Annotated in this window: 25 protein-coding genes and 1 other RNA gene; 25 read left to right on the top strand and 1 reads right to left on the bottom strand. The window is 46.5% G+C overall.

All coding sequences use genetic code 11. The annotated features are described in order from the left end of the window. The 6 genes from whiA to M3202_RS10890 all read left to right on the top strand — a co-directional run bounded on the left by whiA (position 1) and on the right by M3202_RS10890 (position 5,973). Positions 1 to 957, top strand: coding sequence for a DNA-binding protein WhiA (gene whiA, locus M3202_RS10915; RefSeq protein ID WP_251223371.1), 957 nt, complete (start codon positions 1 to 3; stop codon positions 955 to 957). 28 nt (positions 958 to 985) lie between these two features. Then, positions 986 to 1,240, top strand: coding sequence for an HPr family phosphocarrier protein (locus M3202_RS10910; protein ID WP_251223370.1), 255 nt, complete (start codon positions 986 to 988; stop codon positions 1,238 to 1,240). 132 nt (positions 1,241 to 1,372) lie between these two features. Further along, positions 1,373 to 1,801: a DUF4362 domain-containing protein gene (locus tag M3202_RS10905; RefSeq protein WP_251223369.1), complete on the top strand. Its 429-nt coding sequence runs from the start codon at positions 1,373 to 1,375 to the stop codon at positions 1,799 to 1,801. A 100-nt stretch (positions 1,802 to 1,901) separates the two neighbouring features. Next, positions 1,902 to 3,518: an ATP-binding protein gene (locus M3202_RS10900; RefSeq protein ID WP_251223368.1), complete on the top strand. Its 1,617-nt coding sequence runs from the start codon at positions 1,902 to 1,904 to the stop codon at positions 3,516 to 3,518. Further along, the gene (locus M3202_RS10895) at positions 3,511 to 4,221 is read left to right on the top strand and encodes a response regulator (RefSeq protein WP_251223367.1); all 711 of its coding nucleotides are present in this window, start codon (positions 3,511 to 3,513) and stop codon (positions 4,219 to 4,221) included. Before M3202_RS10900 ends, M3202_RS10895 begins: the two co-directional genes overlap by 8 nt. 72 nt (positions 4,222 to 4,293) lie before the next feature. Next, positions 4,294 to 5,973 carry an SLC13 family permease gene (locus M3202_RS10890; RefSeq protein ID WP_251223366.1) on the top strand — a complete coding sequence of 560 codons (1,680 nt, stop codon included), beginning with the start codon at positions 4,294 to 4,296 and terminating at the stop codon, positions 5,971 to 5,973. Positions 5,974 to 6,086: 113 nt separating this feature from the next. Here M3202_RS10890 and clpP read toward each other — a convergent pair whose 3' ends face one another. Continuing rightward, positions 6,087 to 6,674, bottom strand: a complete 588-nt coding sequence (gene clpP, locus M3202_RS10885) for an ATP-dependent Clp endopeptidase proteolytic subunit ClpP (RefSeq protein WP_251223365.1) — start codon at positions 6,672 to 6,674, stop codon at positions 6,087 to 6,089. A gap of 297 nt (positions 6,675 to 6,971) precedes the next feature. Between clpP and rpoN the strand changes: the two genes are divergently transcribed. The 19 genes from rpoN to M3202_RS10790 all read left to right on the top strand — a co-directional run bounded on the left by rpoN (position 6,972) and on the right by M3202_RS10790 (position 25,856). After that, complete coding sequence (rpoN, locus tag M3202_RS10880; RefSeq protein ID WP_251223364.1) at positions 6,972 to 8,306, top strand: RNA polymerase factor sigma-54; 1,335 nt, start codon at positions 6,972 to 6,974, stop codon at positions 8,304 to 8,306. A 26-nt stretch (positions 8,307 to 8,332) separates the two neighbouring features. Then, on the top strand, positions 8,333 to 8,581 hold the full coding sequence (locus tag M3202_RS10875) for a glutaredoxin family protein (RefSeq protein ID WP_251223363.1): 249 nt from the start codon (positions 8,333 to 8,335) through the stop codon (positions 8,579 to 8,581). Between the two features lie 169 nt (positions 8,582 to 8,750). Continuing rightward, a complete protein-coding gene (locus M3202_RS10870; protein WP_251223362.1) occupies positions 8,751 to 9,782 on the top strand; it encodes a sugar-binding transcriptional regulator in 1,032 nt (343 codons plus the stop codon). Between the two features lie 139 nt (positions 9,783 to 9,921). Next, a complete protein-coding gene (gene gap / locus M3202_RS10865) occupies positions 9,922 to 10,929 on the top strand; it encodes a type I glyceraldehyde-3-phosphate dehydrogenase (protein ID WP_251223361.1) in 1,008 nt (335 codons plus the stop codon). A 92-nt stretch (positions 10,930 to 11,021) separates the two neighbouring features. Continuing rightward, entirely contained in the window at positions 11,022 to 12,206 is a 1,185-nt protein-coding gene (locus M3202_RS10860) for a phosphoglycerate kinase (protein ID WP_251223360.1), read from the top strand. A gap of 28 nt (positions 12,207 to 12,234) precedes the next feature. Next, a complete protein-coding gene (gene tpiA / locus M3202_RS10855; protein ID WP_251223359.1) occupies positions 12,235 to 12,990 on the top strand; it encodes a triose-phosphate isomerase in 756 nt (251 codons plus the stop codon). Then, positions 12,987 to 14,516 carry a 2,3-bisphosphoglycerate-independent phosphoglycerate mutase gene (gene gpmI, locus M3202_RS10850; protein ID WP_251223358.1) on the top strand — a complete coding sequence of 510 codons (1,530 nt, stop codon included), beginning with the start codon at positions 12,987 to 12,989 and terminating at the stop codon, positions 14,514 to 14,516. Before tpiA ends, gpmI begins: the two co-directional genes overlap by 4 nt. A 145-nt stretch (positions 14,517 to 14,661) precedes the next feature. Next, positions 14,662 to 15,951, top strand: a complete 1,290-nt coding sequence (eno, locus tag M3202_RS10845; RefSeq protein ID WP_251223357.1) for a phosphopyruvate hydratase — start codon at positions 14,662 to 14,664, stop codon at positions 15,949 to 15,951. Positions 15,952 to 16,130: 179 nt separating this feature from the next. After that, positions 16,131 to 16,361: a preprotein translocase subunit SecG gene (gene secG / locus M3202_RS10840; RefSeq protein ID WP_251223356.1), complete on the top strand. Its 231-nt coding sequence runs from the start codon at positions 16,131 to 16,133 to the stop codon at positions 16,359 to 16,361. A gap of 312 nt (positions 16,362 to 16,673) precedes the next feature. Beyond that, positions 16,674 to 17,390 (top strand): alpha/beta hydrolase, encoded by a 717-nt coding sequence (locus M3202_RS10835; protein ID WP_251223355.1) that lies wholly within the window; start codon positions 16,674 to 16,676, stop codon positions 17,388 to 17,390. Further along, positions 17,371 to 18,117: an alpha/beta hydrolase gene (locus M3202_RS10830; protein WP_251223432.1), complete on the top strand. Its 747-nt coding sequence runs from the start codon at positions 17,371 to 17,373 to the stop codon at positions 18,115 to 18,117. Before M3202_RS10835 ends, M3202_RS10830 begins: the two co-directional genes overlap by 20 nt. A gap of 45 nt (positions 18,118 to 18,162) precedes the next feature. Next, positions 18,163 to 20,472, top strand: coding sequence for a ribonuclease R (gene rnr / locus M3202_RS10825; RefSeq protein WP_251223354.1), 2,310 nt, complete (start codon positions 18,163 to 18,165; stop codon positions 20,470 to 20,472). A gap of 68 nt (positions 20,473 to 20,540) precedes the next feature. After that, entirely contained in the window at positions 20,541 to 21,011 is a 471-nt protein-coding gene (gene smpB, locus M3202_RS10820) for an SsrA-binding protein SmpB (RefSeq protein ID WP_251223353.1), read from the top strand. A gap of 122 nt (positions 21,012 to 21,133) precedes the next feature. Further along, positions 21,134 to 21,493: a transfer-messenger RNA gene (gene ssrA, locus M3202_RS10815) on the top strand. Between the two features lie 90 nt (positions 21,494 to 21,583). Further along, the gene (locus M3202_RS10810) at positions 21,584 to 21,832 is read left to right on the top strand and encodes an NUDIX domain-containing protein (protein WP_251223352.1); all 249 of its coding nucleotides are present in this window, start codon (positions 21,584 to 21,586) and stop codon (positions 21,830 to 21,832) included. Positions 21,833 to 21,924: 92 nt separating this feature from the next. Further along, complete coding sequence (locus M3202_RS10805; protein WP_251223351.1) at positions 21,925 to 22,230, top strand: hypothetical protein; 306 nt, start codon at positions 21,925 to 21,927, stop codon at positions 22,228 to 22,230. A gap of 235 nt (positions 22,231 to 22,465) precedes the next feature. Further along, complete coding sequence (locus M3202_RS10800) at positions 22,466 to 23,176, top strand: GntR family transcriptional regulator (protein ID WP_251223350.1); 711 nt, start codon at positions 22,466 to 22,468, stop codon at positions 23,174 to 23,176. A gap of 64 nt (positions 23,177 to 23,240) precedes the next feature. Continuing rightward, positions 23,241 to 24,713 carry an argininosuccinate lyase gene (gene argH / locus M3202_RS10795; protein ID WP_251223349.1) on the top strand — a complete coding sequence of 491 codons (1,473 nt, stop codon included), beginning with the start codon at positions 23,241 to 23,243 and terminating at the stop codon, positions 24,711 to 24,713. 93 nt (positions 24,714 to 24,806) lie between these two features. Next, positions 24,807 to 25,856, top strand: a complete 1,050-nt coding sequence (locus tag M3202_RS10790) for a TAXI family TRAP transporter solute-binding subunit (RefSeq protein ID WP_251223348.1) — start codon at positions 24,807 to 24,809, stop codon at positions 25,854 to 25,856. Positions 25,857 to 26,073: the final 217 nt, after the last annotated feature.

Raw genomic sequence — 26,073 nt, 5'->3', positions numbered from 1 at the left:
GTGTCTTTTGCCGCGACCACAAAAAAAGAATTAACGCAGCTTGAACAAGAGGATTGTTGTGCAAAAGCGGAGCTGGCCGCACTCATTCGGATGAACGGGTCGCTTTCCTTTAATCAAAAGAAGCTCGTTTTAGATGTCACAACGGAAAATGCCGCGATTGCCAGACGGATTTATGTCCTGATCAAAAGACTGTATGCTGAAATCTTTGTCGAGCTGCTCGTTCGTAAGAAAATGAGACTGAAAAAAAATAACGTCTACCTTGTGCGGATGAAGCATGAGGCGAAAATGCTTTTAGAGGACTTGGGTATTTTAGAGGAAGGATTCGTCATTGTCCGGACGATTTCAAAGGAAATTACGAAATCTCCATGCTGCAAGCGCGCCTATTTGCGGGGAGCTTTTCTCGCGGGAGGCTCGATCAATCATCCGGAAACGTCCTCTTATCATCTTGAGATCTTCTCTCTCTATGGCGAGCATAATCAGTCATTATGTGAATTGATGAACGAATATCAATTAAATGCCAAAACGTTGGAACGTAAAAAGGGGTTCATCACGTATATAAAAGAGAGCGAAAAAATTACAGAGTTTCTCAGTATTATTGGGGCCCATCAAGCGTTGCTCTATTTTGAGGATGTCCGAATTATGAAGGATATGCGAAATTCAGTTAATCGGCTTGTCAATTGTGAAACCGCTAATCTGAACAAAACGGTCGGAGCGGCGTTGCGGCAGGTTGAGAACATTCGCTTTCTGGAGCGTGAAATTGGCTTAAGTCAGCTTCCGCCGAAGCTGAGGGAGATTGCCGAGCTTCGCGTGGCGCATCAGGATGTAACGCTTAAGGAGCTCGGTGAAATGGTCGAAAGCGGGAAGGTGAGCAAGTCGGGTGTCAATCACCGTCTGCGCAAAATCGATGAAATTGCCGATAAACTTCGAAATGGGCAACCGTTTACAGCAAAAAAATAAACGAATAAAGCTAAGGAGGAATACAATTATGGTAAAAAAAGAGGTAGTTGTTAAGAAAAAAACAGGATTGCAGGCCAGACCGGCTGCATTGTTCGTACAGGAAGCGAACCGTTTTAATTCAGATGTTTACATTGAAAGAGAGAGCAAGAAAGTTAACGCGAAAAGTATTATGGGCTTAATGAGCCTTGCCGTTGGCCACGGAGCGAAAATTACGCTTGTGACGGAGGGCAGAGACGAGGAAGAAGCATTGGAAGCGTTGGTCGCTTTCATTGAATCAGAATAAAGCAGTCATCATCGTGACTTTAGGGGCCGGGCAAAAGGGAAAACAACCTTTTGTCTGAGCCCCTTTTATTTTACTGATTATGATACGGCAACTTTCAAGCAGGGACAGTCGTTCTATTCAAGGGGGGATAAGATGAACCGTTTAATGTACGCGATGCTTTTGGTGATGACGGTCACGTTAGCTGCCTGTTCCTACGATTTTGAGCAGGGGATTGAAAATGGCGATGTGATCAACGTACACGGAGATGTCTATAACGTTGCTGTTTTGCAGACGTTTTTAACAAAGGTCGAGGGGAAGACGCCTGACCAGGTGCGGATTGTTGAATATACAAATGAAGGGGATCCACTATTATATGATCTTGAGTATGACGGAGAGAAAATAAAGATTGAGGTCGATCGTTCCGAGGATCAATACAGAGGCTCGGGGCCGGTGAAAGCAGAAATGAGCTGTAATGGCATCATTCGGGAGGAGCGCGGTAATGAGGAAGCTTTCTATCTGTTAAGAGGCTGTCAGTCAGGTACGGACGTTGTCATCGTGAAGCTGCGGAGAATGATCAACTAGCTGGGGCGATGCTCGCTCGCATGTCTTCTTCGTTTTTCTTCAAGCAAAATTATGGTATTTTTAAAAGGTTGAAGAATGTTGAACGAGGAGAGAGCAGCTTATGAGGAAAAGAAGTCTTCCACTTACTTATCAGATGATGTTATTTTCCAGTGGCTTACTATGCCTGACGCTGCTTGTGATGGGGCTGGTGATCGGCTATGGTCAAGCTGTTCAGACGAAAGAAGCACTCGCCAGCAAAGCAAGCTTAAGTGCGAGTCACTTTGCGAGAATGCCGCTCGTCGCAGAGGCGCTTGAAGCCGGCGAAGCGAGTGAGGAGCTACGGAATTTGGCAAAAAGCATACGCGAAAGTCATCAGCTGCAATATATCGTCATTGTTGACATGGAGGGAGTCCGTTTGACCCATCCAGTGGAAGAACGGATTGGTCAGCATTTCGTTGGCGGTGATGTCGGAGATGTCCTCGAAGGAAAGACCTATACGTCGGAAGCGGTTGGGACGTTGGGTCCATCGATGCGGGCTTTTGAGCCGGTGTTTCATCAAGGCCGGCAAATCGGCGCCGTTTCGGTCGGCATTTCCACAGAATTCATTGATGGAGCTGTATGGGAAAGCATTCGCAGCACTTTTTTCGGGACGGCGATCAGTTTGATGCTTGGTCTGCTCGGCTCCTACGTCTTGGCAAGCAGGCTGAAGCAAACTTTATTCAATCTTGAACCGTGGGAGATTGCCAAAATGATGCAGGAGCGCGAGGCGATGCTGGAAAGTGTCGGGGAAGGAATCGTGGCGGTCAATGCCGATCAGACAATCATTATCACAAACCGGGCAGCCGAACAATTATTACGAACGGCAGGCTATCAAGGAAGCTTGACGGGAGAGCCGATCAGTAAGGTGTGGCCCGCTCTTACCCTTGAGCCGCAAATTATAAACAAGGAAGCCGTCTACGATCAGGTTGTTCAGCTCGGGCAGTTTGACATGATGACGAGCTCGGTGCCGGTAATTGTTGACGGGGAATGCGTCGGTGCATTGGTCACTTTCCGTGACCGCAATGAGCTTGATGCGGTGATGAAGCAGCTCTCCGGGGTAGAGTCCTACGCTCATACGTTAAGGATGCAGACACATGAATTTATGAATAAGCTTCATATTATTAGCGCGATGGTTTATACGGAATCCTATGATGAGTTGAAAGAATATGTTGAACATTTGTCGCAAAATTACCAAAAGGAAACAGGGCGGATCTCGGCCCATATTGACGATGTGGCGATTGCCGGCTTTGTATTCAGTCAAATGGAGCGGCTGGAGCGTGCCAATATTAGCATCGAGCTGCGTGGAGCGAGAAAGTGGCCGACACTGGACGATCCCGTGATGGTTGACCGCTGGATTACCATTATAGGAAACAGCCTTGAAAACGCGGTCGAAGCGATGGTTGGCCAAGAGGAGAAGCAAGTTGAGCTGACATTTGAAGTTGAAAACGGAGAAATGGTTTATCAGCTTCGGGACAATGGTCGCGGCTTTCCGCAGGAGAGCCTGCCTGTGCTGGTGGAAAAAGGAGTCTCGACGAAGGGAATGAACAGAGGATACGGACTGTCGATCATGATCAAGGCGATCCAGGCGGCAGCCGGCAATTATCATGTCGCTTCAGAACCGGGAGTCGGAACGACCTTTCGCGTCAGCCTGCCAATCACGTCACATAATCAGAAAACAGGGGATGAGCAGCATGATTAAAATTGTAGCCGTTGAAGATGATCCACTTGTCGCTAAATTTCACCGTAAATATGTTGAAAAGGTTGAAGGCTTTTCATGGCTTGGCAGCGCCTCAACAATTGAAGAGGGTGAGCAGCTGGTCAAGAAGCCGGAAGTTGATCTTGTCTTACTTGACATTTATATTCATGACCAAAACGGCCTCGATCTCTTAAAAAAAATCAGAGCGCAAAATGTGAATGTCGATGTCATTCTGATCACATCAGCGAATGACCAGCAATCTGTGCAGACAGGCTACCGTTACGGCGTCGTCGACTACTTAATCAAACCGTTCACATTTGAGCGCTTTCAGGAAGCGCTGCTGCATTACAAGGATGAGATGGCCGTGTCTTCTGCTCATTTCCGGCAGGAAGAGGTTGACCGTTTCTTTTATCCGCGTCAGCCAGGACAGCCGAAAAGCAGCTATGTTCTTCCGAAAGGCATTACGAAGGAAACATGTATCCGGATTTTGCAGGCGATGGCAGCGCAGGAGGGCTGGAAGTCGGCAACTGAATTAAGCGACATGATAGGCGTTTCCCATGTGTCCCTGCGTAAATACTTGCGCTACTTCGAGCAGCAGAACTGGATTCAAAAGGATGTCGTCTATCACAGCTTCGGTCGCCCGCTTCAGCAATACCGCCTTGCTGAAAGTGGAAAAAAAGTGTTGGAACAATCTGATTTCATTTAGTTAAAAAAACTATACAAAAGTTGTAAGATTTAAGAAAATGACTGTAAGCGATTTCATGAAAGGGAGATAAGAATGAACAATTTGCTTACGTCAACATGGGAAAATCTTTGGAAACAACATCAACGTACGAAAAACCTGTTAAACATATTTGCTTTGCATAAACATGCGGGCAGCAATGCGGCGGCGGCCGGCCAGGGAGGCACGGATGAGTCTCTCGGCGGAAGGGAGCCGCGTCCCCCTTCGGAAAAGCCGTCGCGTCCGTACTCGCAGGCGCAGCTTATCGGTCTTTTGCTTGGTCCTGCTTTGTTTCTTGTCACGATGCTGTTTTTTCATCCGGAAGGGTTGGCGCCTGAAGGGAAGGCTGTTCTCGCCGTTACGCTTTGGATTGCAACATGGTGGATTACAGAAGCGATTCCAATTCCGGCTACGTCCTTATTACCGTTAATTTTATTGCCGATTATGGGAGCGATGGAGGGCAATGCAGTAGCGTCTTCCTACGGTGATGACATCATTTTCTTATTTCTTGGTGGTTTCTTTATCGCTACGGCAATGGAGAAATGGAATCTTCATAAACGGATGGCTCTGTTTATTATCGCCGTCATCGGCACGAGCACACAACGGATTTTGCTTGGCTTTATGGTCGCGACCGGATTTTTGTCAATGTGGGTCTCGAACACGGCTGCCGTCATGATGATGATTCCGATGGGCCTGGCGATCACAGCCCAGGTCGCCGATGTCCTGAAAGGGAAGCCGGATGAAAAAGAACTGCCGAAATTTGAGAAGTCGCTTATTTTCAGTATCGGCTACGCTGGAACGATTGGCGGACTCGGTACGTTAATCGGCACACCGCCGAATATCATCCTTGCCGGTCAATTAGAGCAGCTGTTTGGGATAACGCTTTCATTTGCAACGTGGATGTTATTTGCTGTTCCGGTCGTCATTGTCATGCTTATTTTCACTTGGCTCTATTTAAGCAAATCCGCTTTTAAAGTGAAGCTGACTCAGCTGCCTGGCGGAAAAGAATTAATTCAACAGGAAAGACAGAAGCTTGGCAAAATTAAATATGAAGAACAAATGGTCAGCGCTGTCTTTATCTTTGCGGCTTTTATGTGGATTTCACGCAGTTTTCTCTGGTCGGAAGGCGGAATTTATGTGATTCCAGGCCTTTCGGACGGGATGATCGCCGTCCTTGCTGCGGTCTTGCTCTTTACGATTCCAACCCGCTTAAGCGGAGGGCGCCTCTTATCGTGGAAAGATTCACGCGATATTCCGTGGGGAGTGCTGCTCCTGTTTGGCGGAGGGCTCGCCATTGCATCTGGGTTCAGGGAGACCGGGTTATCAGACTGGATGGGTGAACAGCTGACCGTGCTTGATGGCCTGCACTTAATCGTTATTATTACAGCGGCGACGTTGCTAATTATGTTTATGACGGAAATCACGTCCAACACAGCAACGGCAACGATGATTCTCCCTGTCGTGGCAGCATTGGCTCTCGCGTTAAATATTCATCCATTCGCGCTGATGATTCCATGTGCGATGGCGGCCAACTGTGCGTTTATGCTGCCTGTCGGAACACCGCCGAATGCGATCATCTTCGGAACCGGGAAGCTGAGAATAATCGAAATGGCGCGGACCGGCTTCATCATCAACCTCGTCGGCTCGGCCCTGATTGTTGCCAGCGTCTATTATTTAGTCCCACTCGTCTGGGGCATCGACCTCACCACCATCCCGGCGGAACTTCTGCAACGCTGATCTCAAAAGGTGCTTTTCCTTTTGAGATCAGCCGTAAGCAGCGAGGTCGAAGAGTCAAGCCCTGACTACTAATCAAAAAGGGAAGTTCCGCACTCGGAACTTCCCTTTTTGAATTATTTTGTTGTTGCCGGGATGACCTGGTCGATCAAGCCGTATTCTTTTGCTTTTTCAGCGATCATGAAGTTGTCGCGGTCCGTATCCTTCTCGATGACTTCAATCGGTTGACCCGTACGCTCAGAAAGAATCTGGTTAAGTTTTTCGCGCATTTCGATAATGCGGCGGGCGTGAATTTCAATATCGGACGCTTGACCTTGTGTACCGCCTAATGGCTGGTGAATCATAATTTCACTGTTAGGCAGCGCAAAGCGTTTACCTTTCTGGCCGGCGGCAAGCAGGAAAGCACCCATTGAAGCGGCCATTCCGATACAAATTGTAGATACATCAGGCTTAATGTATTGCATCGTATCATAAATCGCCATTCCGGCTGTGATCGAGCCGCCTGGGCTGTTAATGTAAAGCGAAATATCTTTTTCAGGATCCTCGGCCTGTAAGAACAGGAGCTGGGCGACAATCGAGTTGGCGACATTATCGTCGATTCCGCTTCCAAGCATAATAATACGATCTTTTAATAAGCGGGAATAGATGTCATAAGCACGCTCTCCGCGGTTCGTCTGTTCAATAACTGTTGGGATTAAGTTCATTACTAGTTCCTCCTTAATGTTTGATCATCATGTGCAACTTCTATGTACATCATACCTAAATGGTCAAAGAAGGTCAAATGAGAACACTTCTTTTCTTCATAACTATTCCCTATCAAGCTAAATAAACCCTCCTTTCATGTTATCCGTTTTTTGAATTTCTCAAACAGCAAACGTTCCGAATACAAAAACTAAAAAACAGCCAAGCGGTTCACGCATCGTCGGAAGATGTATTGCATATTGATAAGAAAACGCTTTCATTGGAAAATGTGCTATAATAAAAACGGGAGGAGGTTTGGCATGGAATTTGGACTTTTTCAGCAGCAGTCAACAAGCCTCGTGATGACTCAGGAGTTGAGTCAGGCGATTCGTTTATTGCAATATTCAGCCGCGGACCTGACGGCGTTCCTTCAGGAGCAGGCGCTTGAAAACCCGTTACTGGACGTGCAGGAGCAGCCTGATGAAAAAGTGGTGAAAGAAGAGTTTTCTGATGTGCACGCCTACCCGGTCTATGAGCAATCCGGCCGCGAGGAAAGAATGTCACCGCTTGATTATGCCGTCATCGACCGCAGAAGTTTAAATGATCATTTACTCGCCCAACTCACCGAGTTGCGCCTATCTCACCAAACGAAGAAGCTAATTACTTATTTTATTTATAGTTTAAGAGAGGATGGTTATTTTTCACGGCCTTTTGAAGAAATTTGTCAAGAGGCGCAAATAACCGTTGAACAAGGAGAAGAATTGCTGGAGATTCTGCAACGTTTTGAGCCGGCCGGGGTCGGCGCGAGAAATTTGCAGGAATGTCTGCTGCTGCAGCTGGAGCGGCTGCCGAAGCGTCAACCGTTAGCTGAAAAAATCGTCGAGCTGTATATGGACGAATTCGCCAGGCGAAAATGGAAAGACGTCTCGCTTGCCCTTCATGTAACATTACATGATATCCAGAAGGTCAATGACCTGATCCGAACACTTGATCCAAGACCAGGCTTGCAATTTAGTGCAGAACCGATTCCATTTGTGACGCCAGAAATCAAAATTTTCCGAGAACAGGACCGGCTCCATGTTCAGCTTAATGATGAGCTTATTCCAACGATTCGTCTCAATACCCACTATGAACGATTGTTGATCAGCTCAAAGGATCGAACCGCTTCAGAATACGCGAAGGAAAAGGTGCAGCAAGTACACTGGCTGATCCGAAGCATTCAGCAGCGGCAGCAGACGATTATCAAAGTTGGTGAGGCGATCGCGAGGCACCAGGTTGAGTATTTTCTGTATAATGGTGTGCTGAAGCCATTGACGTTAAAGCAAATCGCCGACGAAATTGGCGTGCATGAATCAACGGTGAGCCGGGCGACTACGAATAAATATGCGGAAACGCCGCGGGGAGTCATTGAACTGAAAGCTCTATTCTCCTCCGCCGTGAAAACAAGCGTCGGCGACAGCGCGTCGAGCCAATCGATTAAAGAGCATATGAAGCAATTAATTGCGAAAGAAAATAAGCAAAAGCCGCTTTCAGATGCTAAAATAGTAGCGGAGCTTAAAGCGCAGGAAGGGATAACGGTTTCCAGAAGAGCAATCGCCAAATACCGTGATGAGCTGGGAATTCCGTCTTCATCCAAACGAAAGCGTTTTGAGTAAATGAATAAAAAGGGAGATCAGGACGGATGCTAGAGGTAGAGCTGTTGTCTAAAACGGATTGCCCGCTTTGTGATAAAGCAGAGACGGTGCTGGAGGAGCTGAAGCGGGACATTCCGTTTACGCTGACAATTATTGATATTTATCAGGACGATCAGTTGTTGGAAAAGTATCAAATTATGATCCCGGTCGTCCGGATTGGAGCCGAAGAAGTCGATTTTGGCCAGATTTCAAAGGAGAAGGTAAGGAAGCGTTTGCTTGAAAGGGAAGGAAGCTAAGAAAAACGCTGCGCGCTTTTCTTAAAAAAATTCGAGTGAAATATAACTTGTCGCCTGACCTTATCCTTGTTAAAATAAAAGCGTAGATAAGGATCTGGTCTTTTTTTGGCTATATCGGGACAGAAAAAGTCTATGAGGGACATATTATGTCCAACTAGGAGTGTGGCAGATGCAAGGATTATTGGATATCCAAAAGAAATTATTGCCGGATCTGCTTGATGTGATGGTAAAGCGCTATCGGATTCTCCATTATATTAAGCTGATGCAACCAATTGGAAGGCGCAGTCTATCTACAAATCTTCAGCTATCAGAGCGGGTGCTAAGAGGCGAGGTAACGTTTCTGAAAGAGCAGGGCCTTGTGCACTTTGCGACCTCGGGAATGAGTGTGACCGAAGAAGGCGAGCAGCTTTTCAGTCAGCTTGAAGATGTGATGAAGGAGCTTTTAGGATTAAGGCATTTGGAAATGAGCCTTTCCCAACAGCTCGGCGTAAAGCAGGTGCTTGTTGTCGCCGGAGATAGCGACGAGGATTCCTGGGTGAAGCGTGAAATGGGGCGGGCCTGTATCGGCGAATTAAAAGCAAGGCTAAGGCCAAAGGATGTCGTTGCCGTAATGGGAGGGACAACATTGGCGGCCGTCGCGGAAATGATGACGCCCGATACGCAAACGCGTGAAGTTGTGTTTGTGCCGGCTCGTGGCGGGCTTGGTGAACAGGTTGAGAATCAGGCCAATACGATCAGTGCCGAGTTTGCGAGCCGCGCCAAGGCGCAGTACCGCCTGCTGCATGTGCCTGATCAGCTAAGTGAAGAGGCGTATACATCGCTTGTATTAGAACCGTCCGTGCAGGATATCCTAAAGCTGATAAAGTCTGCTAGCACGGTTATCCACGGCATCGGTGATGCTCAAATGATGGCGGAGCGTCGGGATTCTTCCGGTTCGTTTATCGATAAGCTGAAACGGGAAGAGGCGGTAGCAGAAGCATTTGGCTACTACTTTAACCGGGCCGGTCAGCCGATTCATAAGCAACGAACGATCGGTCTCCAGCTGGATGATTTAGGTGAGCACAAATATGTCATCTCTGTTGCCGGTGGGCGTTCAAAGGCAGAAGCGATTGCGGCTTATATGAAGTACCGGCCGAGCGATGTCCTCATTACAGATGAAGCAGCAGCCAGATCACTGCTACGTGTCCCGGGGAATGAATGAAGAATACAGGGCTTCCTATAGCATGGCTGGAAACTGTCTGATGCATGCGGATGAACTGTAGAAGGTGGATGGAATGGCAATTGACTTTCCAGCACCGAAAATAAACTGAGTAGCCTTAAACTTTTAGGAGGAATGTAAGATGACAACAAAAATTGGAATTAATGGTTTCGGCCGGATTGGTCGTAATGTCTTCCGTGCAGCGTTGAAAAACCCGAATGTAGAAGTAGTGGCGATCAATGATTTAACCGATGCGAAGATGCTAGCTCACTTGTTAAAGTATGATTCTGTACACGGAAAGCTCGACGCTGACGTGTCGGTGCAGGAAAATGCGTTAATTGTGAACGGGCAGGAAATCAACGTTTCTGCTGAACGCGACCCGGCTAAGCTTGCCTGGAATGAGCGCGGAGTGGAAATTGTTGTTGAATCGACAGGCTTCTTCACGAAGCGGGCTGATGCGGCAAAACATATTGAAGCAGGAGCGAAGAAGGTCATTATTTCTGCACCGGCTTCCGATGAAGATATTACAATTGTTATGGGAGTAAATGAAGAAAAATATGATGCGGCCAGCCACCATGTCATTTCTAATGCTTCTTGTACAACAAACTGCCTTGCGCCGTTTGCGAAAGTACTTAATGATAAATTTGGCATCAAGCGCGGCATGATGACAACTGTTCACTCGTATACGAATGACCAGCAAATTCTTGATTTGCCGCATAAAGACTACCGTCGTGCGCGTGCCGCAGCGGAAAATATTATTCCAACGACGACAGGCGCTGCGAAAGCCGTTGCTCTCGTATTGCCTGAGCTTAAAGGAAAGCTGAATGGCGGTGCCATGCGTGTACCGACGCCTAACGTTTCACTAGTTGATTTAGTAGCGGAACTGAATCAGGATGTGACAGTGGAAGAAGTTAACGCCGCATTCCAGGCAGCTGCGGAAGGTCCGTTAAAAGGCATTCTTGCTTACAGTGAAGAGCCGCTTGTTTCAGGGGACTACAATGGCAATCCGGCATCTTCGACAATCGATGCTCTTTCCACGATGGTGATGGAAGGTAACATGGTCAAGGTCATCTCTTGGTATGATAACGAATCAGGCTATTCACACCGCGTGATTGATCTTGTTGAATATATGGCGAAGCAAGGTCTATAATCAAGTAGACGGATGCAGAGAGGAGAAAAATAATTCTGCCTCTCTTTTTCCGCTGTTTGTAGAATGTTTTGGTGAATAAGGAGGTTAGCGGCTTGAACAAAATAACGTTGCATGATTTGGAACTGAAAGGAAAAAAGGTCTTCTGCCGAGTAGACTTTAACGTCCCGATGAAAGATGGGGTCATTACAGATGAAACCCGGATCCGGGCTGCCCTTCCGACGATCGAATACTTAATCGGACAAGGAGCGCGGGTTTTGCTCGCCTCGCATCTTGGTCGTCCAAAAGGAGAAGTGGTGGAAGAACTGCGGCTTGCCCCTGTCGCCACACGCTTGGGAGAATTGCTTGGAAAAGACGTTAAGATGGTTACGGAAGCTTATGGACCGGTTGCGCAGGAAGCGGCAGCGGCGTTACAGGACGGCGAAGTCGCTCTTCTTGAGAACGTCCGCTTTTACCCGGGAGAAGAGAAAAACGATCCTGAACTGGCAAAAGCCTTTGCCGAACTGGCGGACCTGTATGTCAATGACGCGTTTGGCGCGGCACACCGGGCTCATGCTTCGACAGAAGGGATTGCTCATCATCTTCAGGCGGCGGCTGGATTTTTAATGGAAAAGGAGCTGGATGTGCTTGGCAAAGCGCTGTCCGATCCGGAGCGGCCATTTACCGCAATTATCGGCGGAGCTAAAGTGAAAGATAAAATTGGCGTGATTGATCATTTGCTTGATAAAGTCGACAATTTGATCATCGGCGGCGGTCTTGCTTATACATTTGTGAAAGCGTGCGGCCATGAAGTCGGAAAATCGTTGCTGGAAGAAGATAAAATTGACCTTGCCGCATCATTTATGGAAAAAGCGAAGGCGAACGGGGTACAGTTTCATTTACCGCTTGATGTCACCGTAGCCGATGATTTTTCAGATGATGCGAACAAAAAAGTGGTGGATATCGATTCCATTCCCGCCGATTGGGAAGCATTGGATATCGGGCCGAAAACGATTGATACATATCGTAAGGTCATCGAACAGTCGAAGCTCGTCATTTGGAATGGCCCGATGGGCGTCTTTGAGCTTGACTCATTTGCAAAAGGAACGAAAGGTGTTGCTGAGGCGCTTGCGGCGAGCACGGACACGTATTCGGTTATCGGCGGTGGCGATTCAGCCGCCGCGGTGGAAAAGTTTAAGCTTGCTGATAAAATGAGCCACATTTCCACAGGTGGCGGTGCGTCATTGGAATTTATGGAAGGCAAGCAGCTTCCAGGTGTTGTCGCATTAACGGATAAATAAGCAGGAAAGAATTAAAAGAGGTGAAATGATGCGTAAGGCAATTATTGCAGGAAACTGGAAAATGAACAAAACGCTCGGCGAAGCAAAGCAATTTGTGCAGGAAGTAAAAGAAAGCATTCCTTCAGCAGCAGCGGTTGATGCAGTCGTCTGTGCGCCGGCCCTTTTTTTAGAAAGCCTGGTGAAGGAAGCAGCTGGAACGGATTTAAAAGTCGGTGCACAAAATGTCCACTTTGAAGAAAGCGGCGCGTTCACAGGAGAAATCAGCCCTGTCGCTTTAGCTGATATGAATGTCGACTATGTCATTATCGGCCACTCGGAGCGTCGTGAAATGTTTGCGGAAACGGATGAAACCGTCAATAAAAAGGTGAAAGCCGCTTTTGCCCATCAGCTGACCCCGATTATGTGCTGCGGCGAGACGGATGCCGAACGTGAAGCAGGAAAAACAAATGACGTTGTCAAATCTCAAGTAGAGGCTGGCCTAGACGGTCTCAATGAGGAGCAAATCAAACAAACGGTGATTGCTTATGAGCCAATCTGGGCGATCGGTACCGGAAAATCGTCCTCTGCTGATGATGCGAATGAAGTGTGCCGCTATATTCGTCAAGTGGTAGCTGAACAGTTTTCCGCAGAAGCGGCGCAGGCGATCAGAATACAGTATGGCGGAAGTGTAAAACCTGCTAATATAAAAGAGTACATGGCTCAATCTGACATTGATGGGGCACTTGTTGGCGGGGCGAGTCTGGAACCTGCATCGTTTGTCGCGTTAGTGGAGGCGGCTCAATGAGTAAGAAGCCGGTAGCTTTGATTATCCTTGATGGTTTTGCGATCCGTGATGAAGTTATTGGCAACGCGGTGGCGCAGGCCCGGAAGCCGAATTTCGACCGTTATTGGGAGCAGTATCCGCATGCGACGCTGGAAGCCCAGGGCGAGGCGGTTGGATTGCCGGAAGGACAGATGGGAAATTCCGAGGTTGGTCATTTAAACATCGGTGCCGGCCGGATCGTCTACCAGAGCTTAACGCGGGTTAATCTCTCCATTCGGGAAGGTGAGTTTTTTGAAAATGAAACCTTTTTGAATGCGATGAACCATGTGAAAGCAAAGAAAAGTGCATTACATATTTATGGCTTGCTTTCTGACGGGGGCATTCATAGCCATATTGATCACTTGTTTGCTTTGCTTGAGCTGGCGAAAAGAGAACAAGTCGACAACGTCTATATTCACGGTTTTCTTGATGGACGTGATGTTGGACAAACATCGGCCGAAGTCTACGTGCGCGGTCTTCAGGAAAAGCTCGATGAGCTTGGCCTTGGCGAAATCGCCTCGCTGCACGGCCGCTATTATGCGATGGACCGCGATAAGCGCTGGGAGCGCGTCAACAAATCGTACCGCGCGATGGTGTATGGCGAAGGGCCAACCTACAGTGAGCCGCTTGAAGTGATCACGGATAATTACAAGAATGGCATTTTTGATGAATTTATCATTCCGTCGGTCATCACCCGCGAAAATGGCGCGCCGGTTGCGACGATTCAGGATGATGATGCGGTCATCTTTTTTAATTTCCGCCCTGACCGCGCGATTCAAATGTCCCAAGTATTTACGAATGATGATTTCCGCGGCTTTGACCGCGGGGAGAAGCAGCCGAAGCGGCTTCATTATGTCTGCCTGACCCATTTCAGCGAGACGGTCGATGGCTTTGTTGCGTTTAAACCGACGAACCTCGATAATACGCTAGGTGAAGTGCTCGCGCAGCAGAAGTTTACCCAGCTGCGAATTGCCGAGACGGAAAAATATCCGCATGTCACTTTCTTTTTCAGTGGAGGACGTGAGGAGCCGTTTCCGGGAGAGGATCGGATTTTAATTGACTCTCCAAAGGTGGCGACGTATGATTTGCAGCCGGAGATGAGCGCCTATGAAGTAACGGAGGCGCTGCTTGCCGATATTGAGGCTGACCGCCATGACGCGATTATTTTAAACTTTGCCAACCCTGATATGGTCGGACATTCCGGCATGCTCGAACCGACAATAAAAGCGGTCGAAACCGTTGATGAATGTTTGGGTCGGATCGTCGACGCGATTCTGGCGAAAGGTGGCGCGGCCATTATCACGGCGGATCATGGTAACGCTGACGAAGTTGTGACATTGGATGGGAAGCCGATGACTGCCCATACGACGAATCACGTGCCGGTTATTGTGACCGAAAAAGGAGTAACGTTACGTACGGATGGGATTTTAGCCGACCTGGCTCCAACGGTGCTGAAGCTGTTGCAGGCTGAACAGCCGCCTGAAATGACAGGGAAGCCATTATTTTAATTTGATAAACTAAAAAAGCGATGAGCGGCCTCACTACAGGTTTCGCGCCTGAGGAGACCGGGGCCCTTTTCTGTAAGCGGGTAGTGAACGCAGGCCATCGCCAATTTGAAACCGCCCCATATTTTACTAAAGGAGTGAATGTAATATGACAATGATTACAGATGTATATGCTCGTGAAGTACTTGATTCCCGCGGGAATCCGACAGTAGAGGTGGAAGTTTATTTAGAATCGGGAGCAATGGGCCGTGCGCTCGTACCAAGTGGTGCCTCGACTGGTGAGTATGAAGCCGTTGAACTGCGTGACGGGGGCGAGCGTTATATGGGCAAAGGCGTCCTGCAGGCGGTTGATAATGTCAATGAAATCATTGCCCCTGAGCTGATCGGCTTTGACGCGCTTGATCAGGTTGGGATCGACCAGATGATGATCGAGCTTGATGGAACGGATAATAAAGGCAAGCTTGGAGCAAACGCAATCCTCGGTGTGTCAATGGCTGTCGCTCATGCTGCCGCTGATGCGCTTGGACTGCCGTTGTACGTCTATTTGGGTGGATTCAATGCGAAGCAGCTTCCAGTGCCAATGATGAATATCATCAATGGCGGGGAGCATGCCGATAACAATGTTGATATCCAGGAATTCATGGTAATGCCGGTAGGTGCGCCAAACTTCCGTGAAGCATTGCGGATGGGAGCGGAAATTTTCCATAACCTGAAGGCTGTACTGAAGAGCAAAGGCTACAACACGGCAGTCGGCGATGAAGGCGGATTTGCGCCGAACCTTTCATCAAACGAAGAAGCCCTGTCAACGATTATTGAAGCGATCGAAAAAGCAGGCTATAAGCCGGGTGAGGAAGTCAAGCTGGCGATGGACGTCGCGTCTTCTGAGCTGTTTAATAAAGAAGACGGGAAATACCACCTGGCTGGAGAAGGAAAGGTGCTTTCTTCCGAGGAAATGGTGTCCTTCTATGAAGAGCTTGTCGCGAAATATCCGATCATTTCAATCGAGGATGGATTGGATGAAAACGACTGGGAAGGCCATAAGCTGCTGACAGACCGCCTTGGCAAAAAAGTTCAGCTCGTCGGTGACGATTTGTTTGTGACGAATACGGCGAAGCTTTCAGAAGGCATTGAAAAAGGGGTTGGCAATTCGATTCTTATTAAGGTGAACCAAATCGGAACGTTGACAGAAACCTTTGAAGCGATTGAAATGGCGAAGCGCGCCGGCTACACGGCTGTCATCTCTCACCGTTCTGGTGAAACAGAAGATGCGACGATTGCGGATATCGCCGTCGCGACAAACGCCGGTCAAATTAAGACGGGTGCGCCATCACGGACAGACCGCGTCGCGAAGTACAATCAGCTGCTCCGCATTGAGGACGAGCTTGCCAACGTAGCAACCTACGGCGGCATTAACGCGTTTTATAACTTGAAAAAATAATGGTCTGACAGACTTCGCAAGCAAGATGAGCGAGGGCGTGGTTCGGTGCTGGATACGACCCGCTGTTTCGGGGGTGTGACGAAAGGAAAAACGAATCCTTTTGTCGCACCCTCTTGCTCTTTTATTCCTGCCTGTGGTACATTAATAGAAGCGTAAACTGGGCTTGGAGGTGTTCGATTATGCAATTAGTTGCAACGATTTTACTGATTATCGTATCAATTAGCTTAATTGCTGTCGTCCTGTTGCAATCTGGAAGAAGTGCAGGTCTTTCCGGCGCGATCTCAGGTGGGGCTGAACAGTTAATTGGAAAACAAAAAGCACGCGGCATTGATGCCGTTTTAAGTAAAGCGACAGTTGTATTAGCTGTGTTATTCTTCGTATTGACGATTACCGTCGCTTACTTTATGTAATTGAGACGACAGGATGTTTCAAAGGGGGTTCGTTCACTTTGAAGCATCTTTTTTGTTTGTCTAAAGGCCTGAAAGGAAAAAAGAAGGCTGGCACATACCTACTAGAACAAATCCTAACAGAGTGGATGAAGAGACCCTTGGAAGAAAGCTGTTAAAGAAGGTACTGATACGTTTTCAGCAGTGATGGGTGACCCTCTTTTTCATTTGTTCGGCTCTTCATGTTGTTACTGCGCCCGAGGCGAAAAACGATTGTTTATCTCGCGATTAGGGTACAATAGAAGAAATGAGGTCACGTAGAAAAAGGTGAGAGGGATGATCGGTTGTCTTTGCCTGCATGGCTTTACTGGGGAACCATGGGAGGTCGAGCCTGTGGCGGACTATTTTCTCGAACAGAAAAAATGGCTCGTCTACACGCCAACCTTGCCGGGACACGGACCGGCTGGCAACTTAAAGGATGTCACCTATAAACAATGGGTGTATGCGGCGGAGGTCGCGGTTCAGGAATTGCTCAGCCGCTGTGAAAAAGTGTTTGTGATCGGCTTTTCGATGGGTGGGATACTTGCCTGCTATATCGCCGCTAAGTATCCGATTGACAAGCTTGTGCTGCTAAGTGCGGCGGCTTATTATATTAACCCGCTGCAGCTGCTGCATGAGCTGAAGGAGGTCGTCCGGCTCAGACTGCGCGGTGAGCTCGAGCAAGATGAGCATTATCAGCTTTATCGGAAAAAGATTATCGATACGCCGATGACGGCGGTTTTTCAATTTATGCAGGCGGTCAAGAGCATTCGTCCGTTTATTAACCGGGTTCAAGTACCAACATTGATCATTCAGGGAGGACTGGATGAGGTCGTGCCGCAAAAAAGCGCCAAATTTTTGTACGATACGATCCAATCAAAACAGAAGGAAATCCAATTCCTTCCTGAAGCGAGGCATATGATTTGCCACGGCTTTGAACAGAAACAGCTAATAAACAACATCGAAGTATTTTTGTGTGGAGAGGAAGATGAAGATGAAAGTGGTTGCTCCTAAACCATTTACATTTGAAGGAGGAAAAAGAGCCGTTCTGCTGTTGCACGGTTTTACCGGGACGACGGCGGATGTGAGAATGCTCGGAAGGTTTTTACAAAAAGAAGGCTACACATGCCATGCTCCCTTATATGAGGGACACGGGGTGCCGCCGGAGCAGCTCGTGCGGACCGGACCTGAGGACTGGTGGGAAAACGTAAAGGCAGGCTATCAGTTTTTAAAAGAGAGCGGCCACGATGAAATTGCCGTGGTCGGTCTCTCGCTTGGAGGGGTATTCTCCTTGAAAATCGGTTACACTTTTCCTATAAAGGGTATTGTCCCAATGTGTGCACCGATGAGACCGAAAACAGAGGATGCTTTATACAAAGGTGTCTTGGCCTACGCCAGGGAGTATAAAAAGCGCGAGCAAAAGTCGGATGAACAGATTCAGGCTGAAATGGAAGCCTTTGAGAAGACACCGATGGATACGCTTTTAGGGCTCCAGCAGCTGATAAAAGAGGTCAAGGAGCATCTTGATCATATTTACTCGCCTGTCTTCGTCGTGCAGGCCCGTCATGATCAAATGATTGATGTGGACAGTGCGGAGATCATTTATGAAGGCGTCGAGACCGACGAGAAAACATTAAAATGGTATGAGAATTCGACCCATGTCATTACGTTAGATAAAGAAAAAGAACAGCTTCATCAGGACGTGTATCATTTTTTAGAGGGACTTGATTGGACAGTCTAATATGATGCGAGCCTAAGCTGTTCGAATACGAAAGGAGTTTTCCTTATGAATGAAGCCAAAATCCAGCAATTATTAACATACTTTCGCGAGACAGCAGAAAAGCCGCTATCAACAAGTGAAATCGAGGAAGCTTTTGGCGTTACGGAAAGTGATGAGTTTAAAGAGCTGATCAAAGCGCTCAATGAAATGGAGAGCCGCGGACTGATCGTCCGCACCCGCAGCAACCGCTACGGGGTTCCGGAGAAAATGAACCTGATCCGTGGCCGGGTACAGGGGAATGCAAAAGGATTTGCTTTTGTCATACCGGAGGAAGAGGGGCAGGATGATGTGTATGTCGCCCATCCGGATCTTGGCAGCGCAATGAACGGGGATACGGTGCTCGTCCGCCTAAACCAGCGCTCGTCCGGCCAGCGTCCGGAAGGGAAGGTGATCCGCATCCTTGAGCGTGGGACGACCGAGGTCGTCGGAACCTACCTCGATCAAGGGAAATATGGCTTTGTCGCCGCCGATGATAAGCGGATCGCCAACGATCTCTTCATCCCGCAGGGCAGTGAAAAAGGAGCGGTCGACGGACATAAAGTCGTCGTCAAAATTACGAAGTACCCTGAAGGGCGCATGAGCGCGGAAGGTGAAGTGATAAAAATTCTCGGTCATAAAAACGACCCGGGGATGGATATTTTATCGATTATCTATAAGCACGGCATTCAGATCGAGTTTCCGGATGAAGTGATTCGGCAGGCAAACGAAGTTCCGGATGAAATTGATCCGGCTGACCTGAATGGGCGCCGCGATTTGCGCGAAGAAACGATTGTGACAATCGACGGGGCCGACGCGAAGGATCTCGATGATGCTGTTCACGTCAAACGGCTTGAAAACGGCAACTATCTTCTGGGCGTCCATATCGCCGATGTCAGCCATTATATTAAGGAAGGTTCGCCGATTGACAAGGAAGCAGCGGACCGGGCGACGAGCGTTTACTTAGTTGACCGGGTGATTCCGATGATTCCGCACCGGCTGTCAAACGGAATCTGCAGCTTGAATCCGCAGGTCGACCGCCTAACGCTCTCCTGCCAGATGGAAATTAACGCGGCGGGGAAAGTCGTCAGCCATGAGATTTTTCCAAGCGTCATTAAAACGACGGAGCGGATGACGTACACTGACGTCAATAAAATTCTCGTCGAGAAAGACGAGGAAACGCGCGCCCGCTATGAAGCGCTCGTGCCATTTTTTGAAGAAATGGAAACGCTCGCCGAAATTTTGCGGACAAAGCGGTTTGAGCGCGGGGCGATCGACTTTGATTTTAAAGAGGCGAAAGTGCTCGTCAATGAAGATGGCAAACCGACCGATGTCGTGTTGCGCGAGCGTTCCGTTGCCGAGAAGCTGATCGAAGAATTCATGCTTGCTGCCAATGAAACGGTCGCCGAGCATTTCCACTGGCTGAAGCTGCCGTTCGTTTACCGGATTCACGAAGATCCAAAAGCGGAAAAGCTGAACAAGTTTTTGGAGTTCATCACGAACTTCGGCTATGTCGTCCGCGGCAATGCCAACACGGTTCATCCGCGCGCCCTGCAGCAGCTGCTCGATGAAATCCGCGGCGAGCCTGAGGAAACGGTCATTAGCACCGTCATGCTCCGCTCGATGCAGCAGGCGAAATATGACACAAACAGTCTCGGTCACTTTGGGCTCTCGACTGACTTTTATACGCATTTTACGTCGCCGATCCGCCGCTATCCGGATTTGCTCGTCCATCGTTTAATCCGCACGTATGTCATTAACGGAAAAACCGACCAGCAAACGCAGGAGCATATGAATGATATTCTGCCTGATTTGACAAGGCATGCTTCAGAACGGGAGCGGCGGGCGGTTGATGCGGAACGTGACACGGACAGTGTGAAAAAGGCGCAATACATGGAGGATAAAATCGGCGAAACATTTGTCGGCATGATCAGCGGAGTGACGAACTTCGGGATGTTCGTCGAGCTTCCGAATACGATTGAGGGCCTCGTCCACGTCAGCTATTTGACCGACGATTACTACCGCTACGACGAAAAGCATTATGCGATGATCGGCGAGCGGACAGGCCAGGTGTTCCGCATCGGCGATGAAATTGAAGTGCGGGTCGTCAGCGTCAATACCGACGAAGCCTCTGTCGATTTTGAAATTGTCGGCATGAAGCCGCGCAAGCCGCGTGAAAAGAGAGAGCGGCCGAAGGTGATCGTCGGCGGCCAGCGGAAGCAGCGCGGGTCAAACGGGGCGCAACCGGAACAAACAGGCCGGAAAAAGAAAAAGAAGAAGGCCTTTTATGAAAATGCGCCGAGCGCCAAACGGAAAAAGGGCAAAAAGCGCCGCAAATAGGAAATTGACGCCTAACTTTCCAATTTGCTATGATGAAGTAACGACTTGAGGCAAAAGGGTGTAGGAGAATGGCAAAGAAAAAAGAAGGTCATGTAATCGCACAAAACAAAAAAGCAGGTCATGATTATTTTATCGAAGAAACATATGAAGCAGGGATTGTCTTAAAGGGGACGGAGATAAAATCGATGCGGGCCGGACGGATGAACCTGAAGGATTCCTTCGCCCGCATCTCCAACGGGGAAGCGTTTCTTCACAACGCGCACATAAGCGAATATGAACAGGGCAACCGCTACAATCACGATCCGGTGCGGGCCCGCAAGCTGCTGCTTCATAAGAAACAAATCAATGAGCTGATCGGTAAGACGCAGCAAAAAGGCTATTCAATTGTTCCGTTGAAGGTCTATTTGAAAAACGGCTTTGCCAAAGTGCTGATCGGTCTGGCCAAAGGGAAGAAAAATTACGATAAGCGTGAAACGCTGAAACGTCAGGATGCGAAGCGCGATATCGAACGCGCTCTGCGCGAACGGCAAAAAGGATAAACCTGACAGTTGCAACCTGGTGACGATATGGTATAATAATAAGTCCAGAGCAATGATGTTCTGGACATACCTTCAATTAAATAGTGATGCTAAGCTCACTATTCCTGAAGTTCTCTGATCATGGGGACGTTTAGGATTCGACAGGGATAGGTCGTGCTTACGTTGCGAGTCGAGGGGGTCGGCCTCGTTAAAACGCCAAAGCCTATAATTGGCAAAGAAAACAACAACTTCGCAGTAGCTGCCTAATAGCACTCTGCGGTTCCACCCTCCATCGCCCATGTGGTAGGATCTGGGACTCACTCTAAGTGGGCTACGCCGGTTGCCCCCCGTCTGAGGGCGAAGGAAGAGAACAATCAGACTAGCCACGCCGAAGCCTGTTGTTGGGCTGACACGTTGGCGAACTGCTAATACAGCAACTACACTCGTAGAAGCGTAAGTGTCGTTATTTCTGGACGTGGGTTCGATTCCCACCGTCTCCACCAATACATAGTTGGTGGTTTTTTTATTGCGAATGAAAGCATAAATTTTCGATTTATGCTTTATTTTATTAAGTAAAGGAAGAAGAGAAGCTAATGTATAATAACTCTGATATTAGAGTGAAAATTAGTGAAAATGGCTTTGCTGTTCGCTCTTGTGGAATTTTAGAAAAGGATGGAAAAATTTTAATTTCAAATGAAGCTGGTGGAACAATGACTTTACCTGGAGGAGCCGTGAAGACTGGTGAAACAACAGCTGAAACAATAGTTAGAGAATTTAAAGAAGAGTCAGGATTAGACGTTGAGGCCTCTGAGCTGCAGGAAACACACTCTGCGAGGCCGTGAATTTTTGGATTAGAGCAATAATAAAATACTAGACGGGGGGACAGATGAAGTTTGAAAGGGTAAACTTGTGCTAATCATGAGGGGCGTTGTTTATGAATGTAGTGCCACATGCCGATACGAATCTTGAAGCGATCATTTTTGCAGGAGAGGGTGAGGAGGCTGACCCTTTTTTGATTGAAGCGCCAGAGAAATTGGCTGAAATTAGAAATCATTTGAATAGTCAAACGTTAACGGATCCGGATGAGACGCAAAGATTTGATGAACGGACACCGTTCCATTTCAGAAATGGTTCGAAAATCTTTTTGGCGTCGTTGTCGATAATGACCGCGCCGTCCTGCATCGTCTCGGCTTGTACAGAGACAATTATACTTAGTGTAATCGTCTTAATTCTTGTGTAAAGGATAAAAACTAGTTATATAAGAACTGTTCTAATACCCCACTCATATATTTCATTGTTATTAATTATTTGTAAGAAACAAGTAAAAAAATTTAAATTTTTGTTGATTTCAGAAAAATAATAATTTATAATTCCATATGTACAGACATACGTACATATTAAAACAAATAGGTTGGGTATGTTAAAAAGAAATAACAGAGAGTAAAAAAATAATGTGAGTAAAAGAGGTATTAAAAATGAAAGAATTAATTAATGAGGAAAGTAGAATTCCACTGTATTACCAAATAAAGGAATTGATAAGAGGGAAAATTGATAATGGTAATTGGAAAGCTGGTGATAAAATACCGAATGAGCTAGATTTAGCAAAGGATTTTGTGGTCAGTAGAGCAACAATTCGGCAAGCTATTCTAGAATTAGTTAATGAAGGGATTTTGACAAGAAAAAAAGGGGTTGGTACCTTTGTTTCTAAGCCGAAATTTGAAGGGAACTTTATTACCTTCTCTTATCCAGAGGAACTAGGAACAAAACATACTCCTATAAGTATAAAAGCTATAGAAGGTACAGTTGGAAATTTAAAAGCACTTAATTTAAAAGACGATGAAAAAGTACATGAAATCATTCGGTTACGGTTTTTTAATGAAGAGCCAGCAGCAATAGAAAAAACGTACATTCCTGTAGGCATTGTTCCTGACCTGCTTGAAAATAGTCTTGAGGGGAAACTCAATGATCTCCTTACAGAGAAGTACGGAATTACAATGACCAAATATAAAAGTTCTATCGAGCCTGTACTCTTGAATTCTTACGAAGCTAATGTATTAGAAGTGGAAGAAAATCAACCGGCTCTAAAAATAACAAAGCTATTAATGACACCGCAGGGAAACCCTGTGATGTTGAGTACGAGTATTTTTAGAGGAGACAGATGTAAGCTGCTATTTAGTTCAGAATGAAGGGTATATCTCATCTGAAATTAAATGATTTCTGACGTAACTAACTAAAGGAGTGATTTTTGTTATGAGAGAGCGTTTAAAGGTAGATCTTTCAGAAGAAGTGATTAAGTACCTTCTTTTGCCAGCCCTAAAGGCTGAGCAGAAGAGGTCTTTTACCAATATTATGGATATTAATAAGGGGCACTTAGTCATGTTAATTTCTAAAGGAATTGTCACTCGAGAAGATGGGCAAAAAATCATGGATGCCTTAGAGGAAATTATTCAAAAAGGTGCATCTAACCTAGAATTAGACCCTAAATTAGAAGAATTATATTTCAATATAGAGGCGGCCTTAATTAATATTGTGGGTGTTGAGGTGGGGGGCCAACTTCACACTGGACGAAGTCGAAATGATTTATATGCCACTTTGGCAAGGTTGAATAGTAGGGATAGCCTTCTGACGATTTGTGAACAAATCATCAGGCTACGGGATGAACTTATCAAGATAGCTGAAAACTCTTTTTATACCGTAATGTCTGGCTATACTCATATGCAGCCAGCAGAGCCGGTGACACTTGCCCATTATTTGTCAGCGATTCTCTCAGCCCTGGAAAGAGACTATCAACGGTTTATACAAACCTTCAACCAGATCAACATCTCCCCACTAGGTTCCGGAGCGATGGCATCAACATCTTTTGAAATTGACCGCGAAGAAACGTCTCAACTTTTAGGGTTTAACGGCCCTATGAATAATTCCATTGATGGTGTAGCTTCTAGGGACTATGTATTAGAAGCACTTTCAGCAATGAATATACTCATGAATAACTTAAGTCGTTTTAGTCATGACCTATACATATGGTCTACGGATGAATTTGGTACAGTTGAGGTAGATGACTCAGTAGCAGCTTGCAGCAGCATCATGCCTCAAAAGAAAAACCCAATTACATTGGAACATATCAAGGCAAAATCTGGACATGTCATGGGGGCGTTAGTTTCGGCAACAAGTTGTTTGAAGAATACCTCATATGGCCATAGCAGAGATGCAACGGAGAGTTTTAAATATCTTTGGGATGCATTTTCTGAGGTAGACGCGAGTCTTCATCTGATGACGGTAACAGTAAAGACGTTAAAATTCAATGAAGAAAAAATGTTTTTACGTACATTAGAAAACTTTTCAACGGTTACTGAGCTTGCGAATACAATCGTTCGTGAAGCAAATCTATCATTTAGAGAAGCTCATCAGATTGTAGGGTACCTAGTAAGTGAAATCATGGATAAAAAAATCTCAGTTTCTAAGATAAATTCTGAGATTGTTAAAGATATATCAAAAGTAGTAATAGGCAGAGAAGTTAGTTTAACAAAAGAAGGCATTCAAAAAGCGTTGGATCCGATACAAAGTGTTGAGTTAAAAAATACGAGTGGTGGGCCTGCACCCGAAGAAGTTAAAAGGCAGGTAATGAAACTAAATGAATCATTGAAACGAGATAGAGAGTGGTTAAATGAGCAACAAGATAGTATTCATCATAAAAAGCAACAATTGTCAAAAGTTCAAGCGTGATAGTAGACCAAGGAAAAGGAGGAATGCAGGAATTAATTTTTGACAAGTTCGTAACGAAAATGACTTACCAATGGTTGATAGGAGGAGAAATGAATGAAAAGCACATGGTCAAAGCTATATTTCTTAATGGTAATTTTAACTCTTGCACTTGTAGGATGTTCTTCGCAGGGAGGCACATCTGAAAGCAGTGACAGCGAATCAAACGTAAGCCATAACGATACAAGTAAGGAAGAAAAGGTAGAAGAATATAGACTTCTCCTAGGTACCTCTAGTCAAGGTGGTACTTACTATGTATGGGGAGGTGGCTGGGCCGATATTATCGGCAAGAATGTCGCTGGAACTGATATTGCAGTTGAAGTGACAGGAGGTCCAACTTCAAATATTCAATTAATTGAAAGTGGAGAAATGGATTTAGGCTTTGTGACAGCGTGGCTAGGTGGTGAAGCCTATAATGGTGAAGGGTGGGCAGATCAAAAGTACACAAAGATTCGTTCCATTTTCCCGATGTATGCAAGTGTGATGCATATGTATAGCTTAAAAGATAAGGGCATTACAAGTATGAGTGACTTTACTGGTAATAATGTTAGCACAGGCGGTCCAGGAAGTACTAGTGCTGAAGCGGGAAGTGGACTTTTAGACGTATTAGGAATAGAGCCGTCTAGGATTAGTGCCATTCCAACTAATACGGCAATTGACGGATTGCGTGATGGAACCATTGACGCTGGTTTTGCGGTCACAGGAGTCCCAGGACCCTTCATGCTTGATCTTGAAACAACACATGAGGTTCAACATATTGGTTTAACAGAAGAAGAAATGAAAAAGGCATTAGAAACGTACCCTTACTGGTCTGAGGCGATTATCCCAAATGGTACGTATAAGCACCAAGAAGAAGATATATTGTTGCCAGGATTTTGGAACATAGCCATTGCTTCGTCTGAATTGCCTGAAGATTTAGTATATAACCTTGTAAAAACAACATTTGAAAAACATGAGGACCTATTAGCCGTAGATCCAAGTGCAAAAGAAACATTAGTTGAAAACGTTCAATATAGTACGATTCCGTATCATCCAGGAGCCGTTAAGTATTACGAGGAAGTAGGAATTGAAATTCCTGATCACCTTATGCCTCCTGACGCACAGTAAGTTTAACAGAAATCGATCTAGGCAACAAATGTTGCCTAGAAACCCTCATTTCAATTATATATAATTTTCTGTTTTTAATCAAATGATAGGTATTATTAATTAATGGGTGAAATGTAAATCAAAAACCTCCCAATTCTATGACACTATCAATAAAGAAGGGATCTATTAGCAAGGCAAGTAGGTTAAATGGCTTAGAAGATTTTGAACGAATTTGTTA

Origin of the sequence: Halalkalibacter oceani, from assembly GCF_023715605.1 — a bacterium.
Taxonomy (GTDB): Bacteria; Bacillota; Bacilli; order Bacillales; family Bacillaceae_D; genus Halalkalibacter; species Halalkalibacter oceani.
The sequence above is the reverse complement of the archived record's forward strand: the minus strand, read 5'-3'. Positions and strand labels throughout refer to the sequence as shown.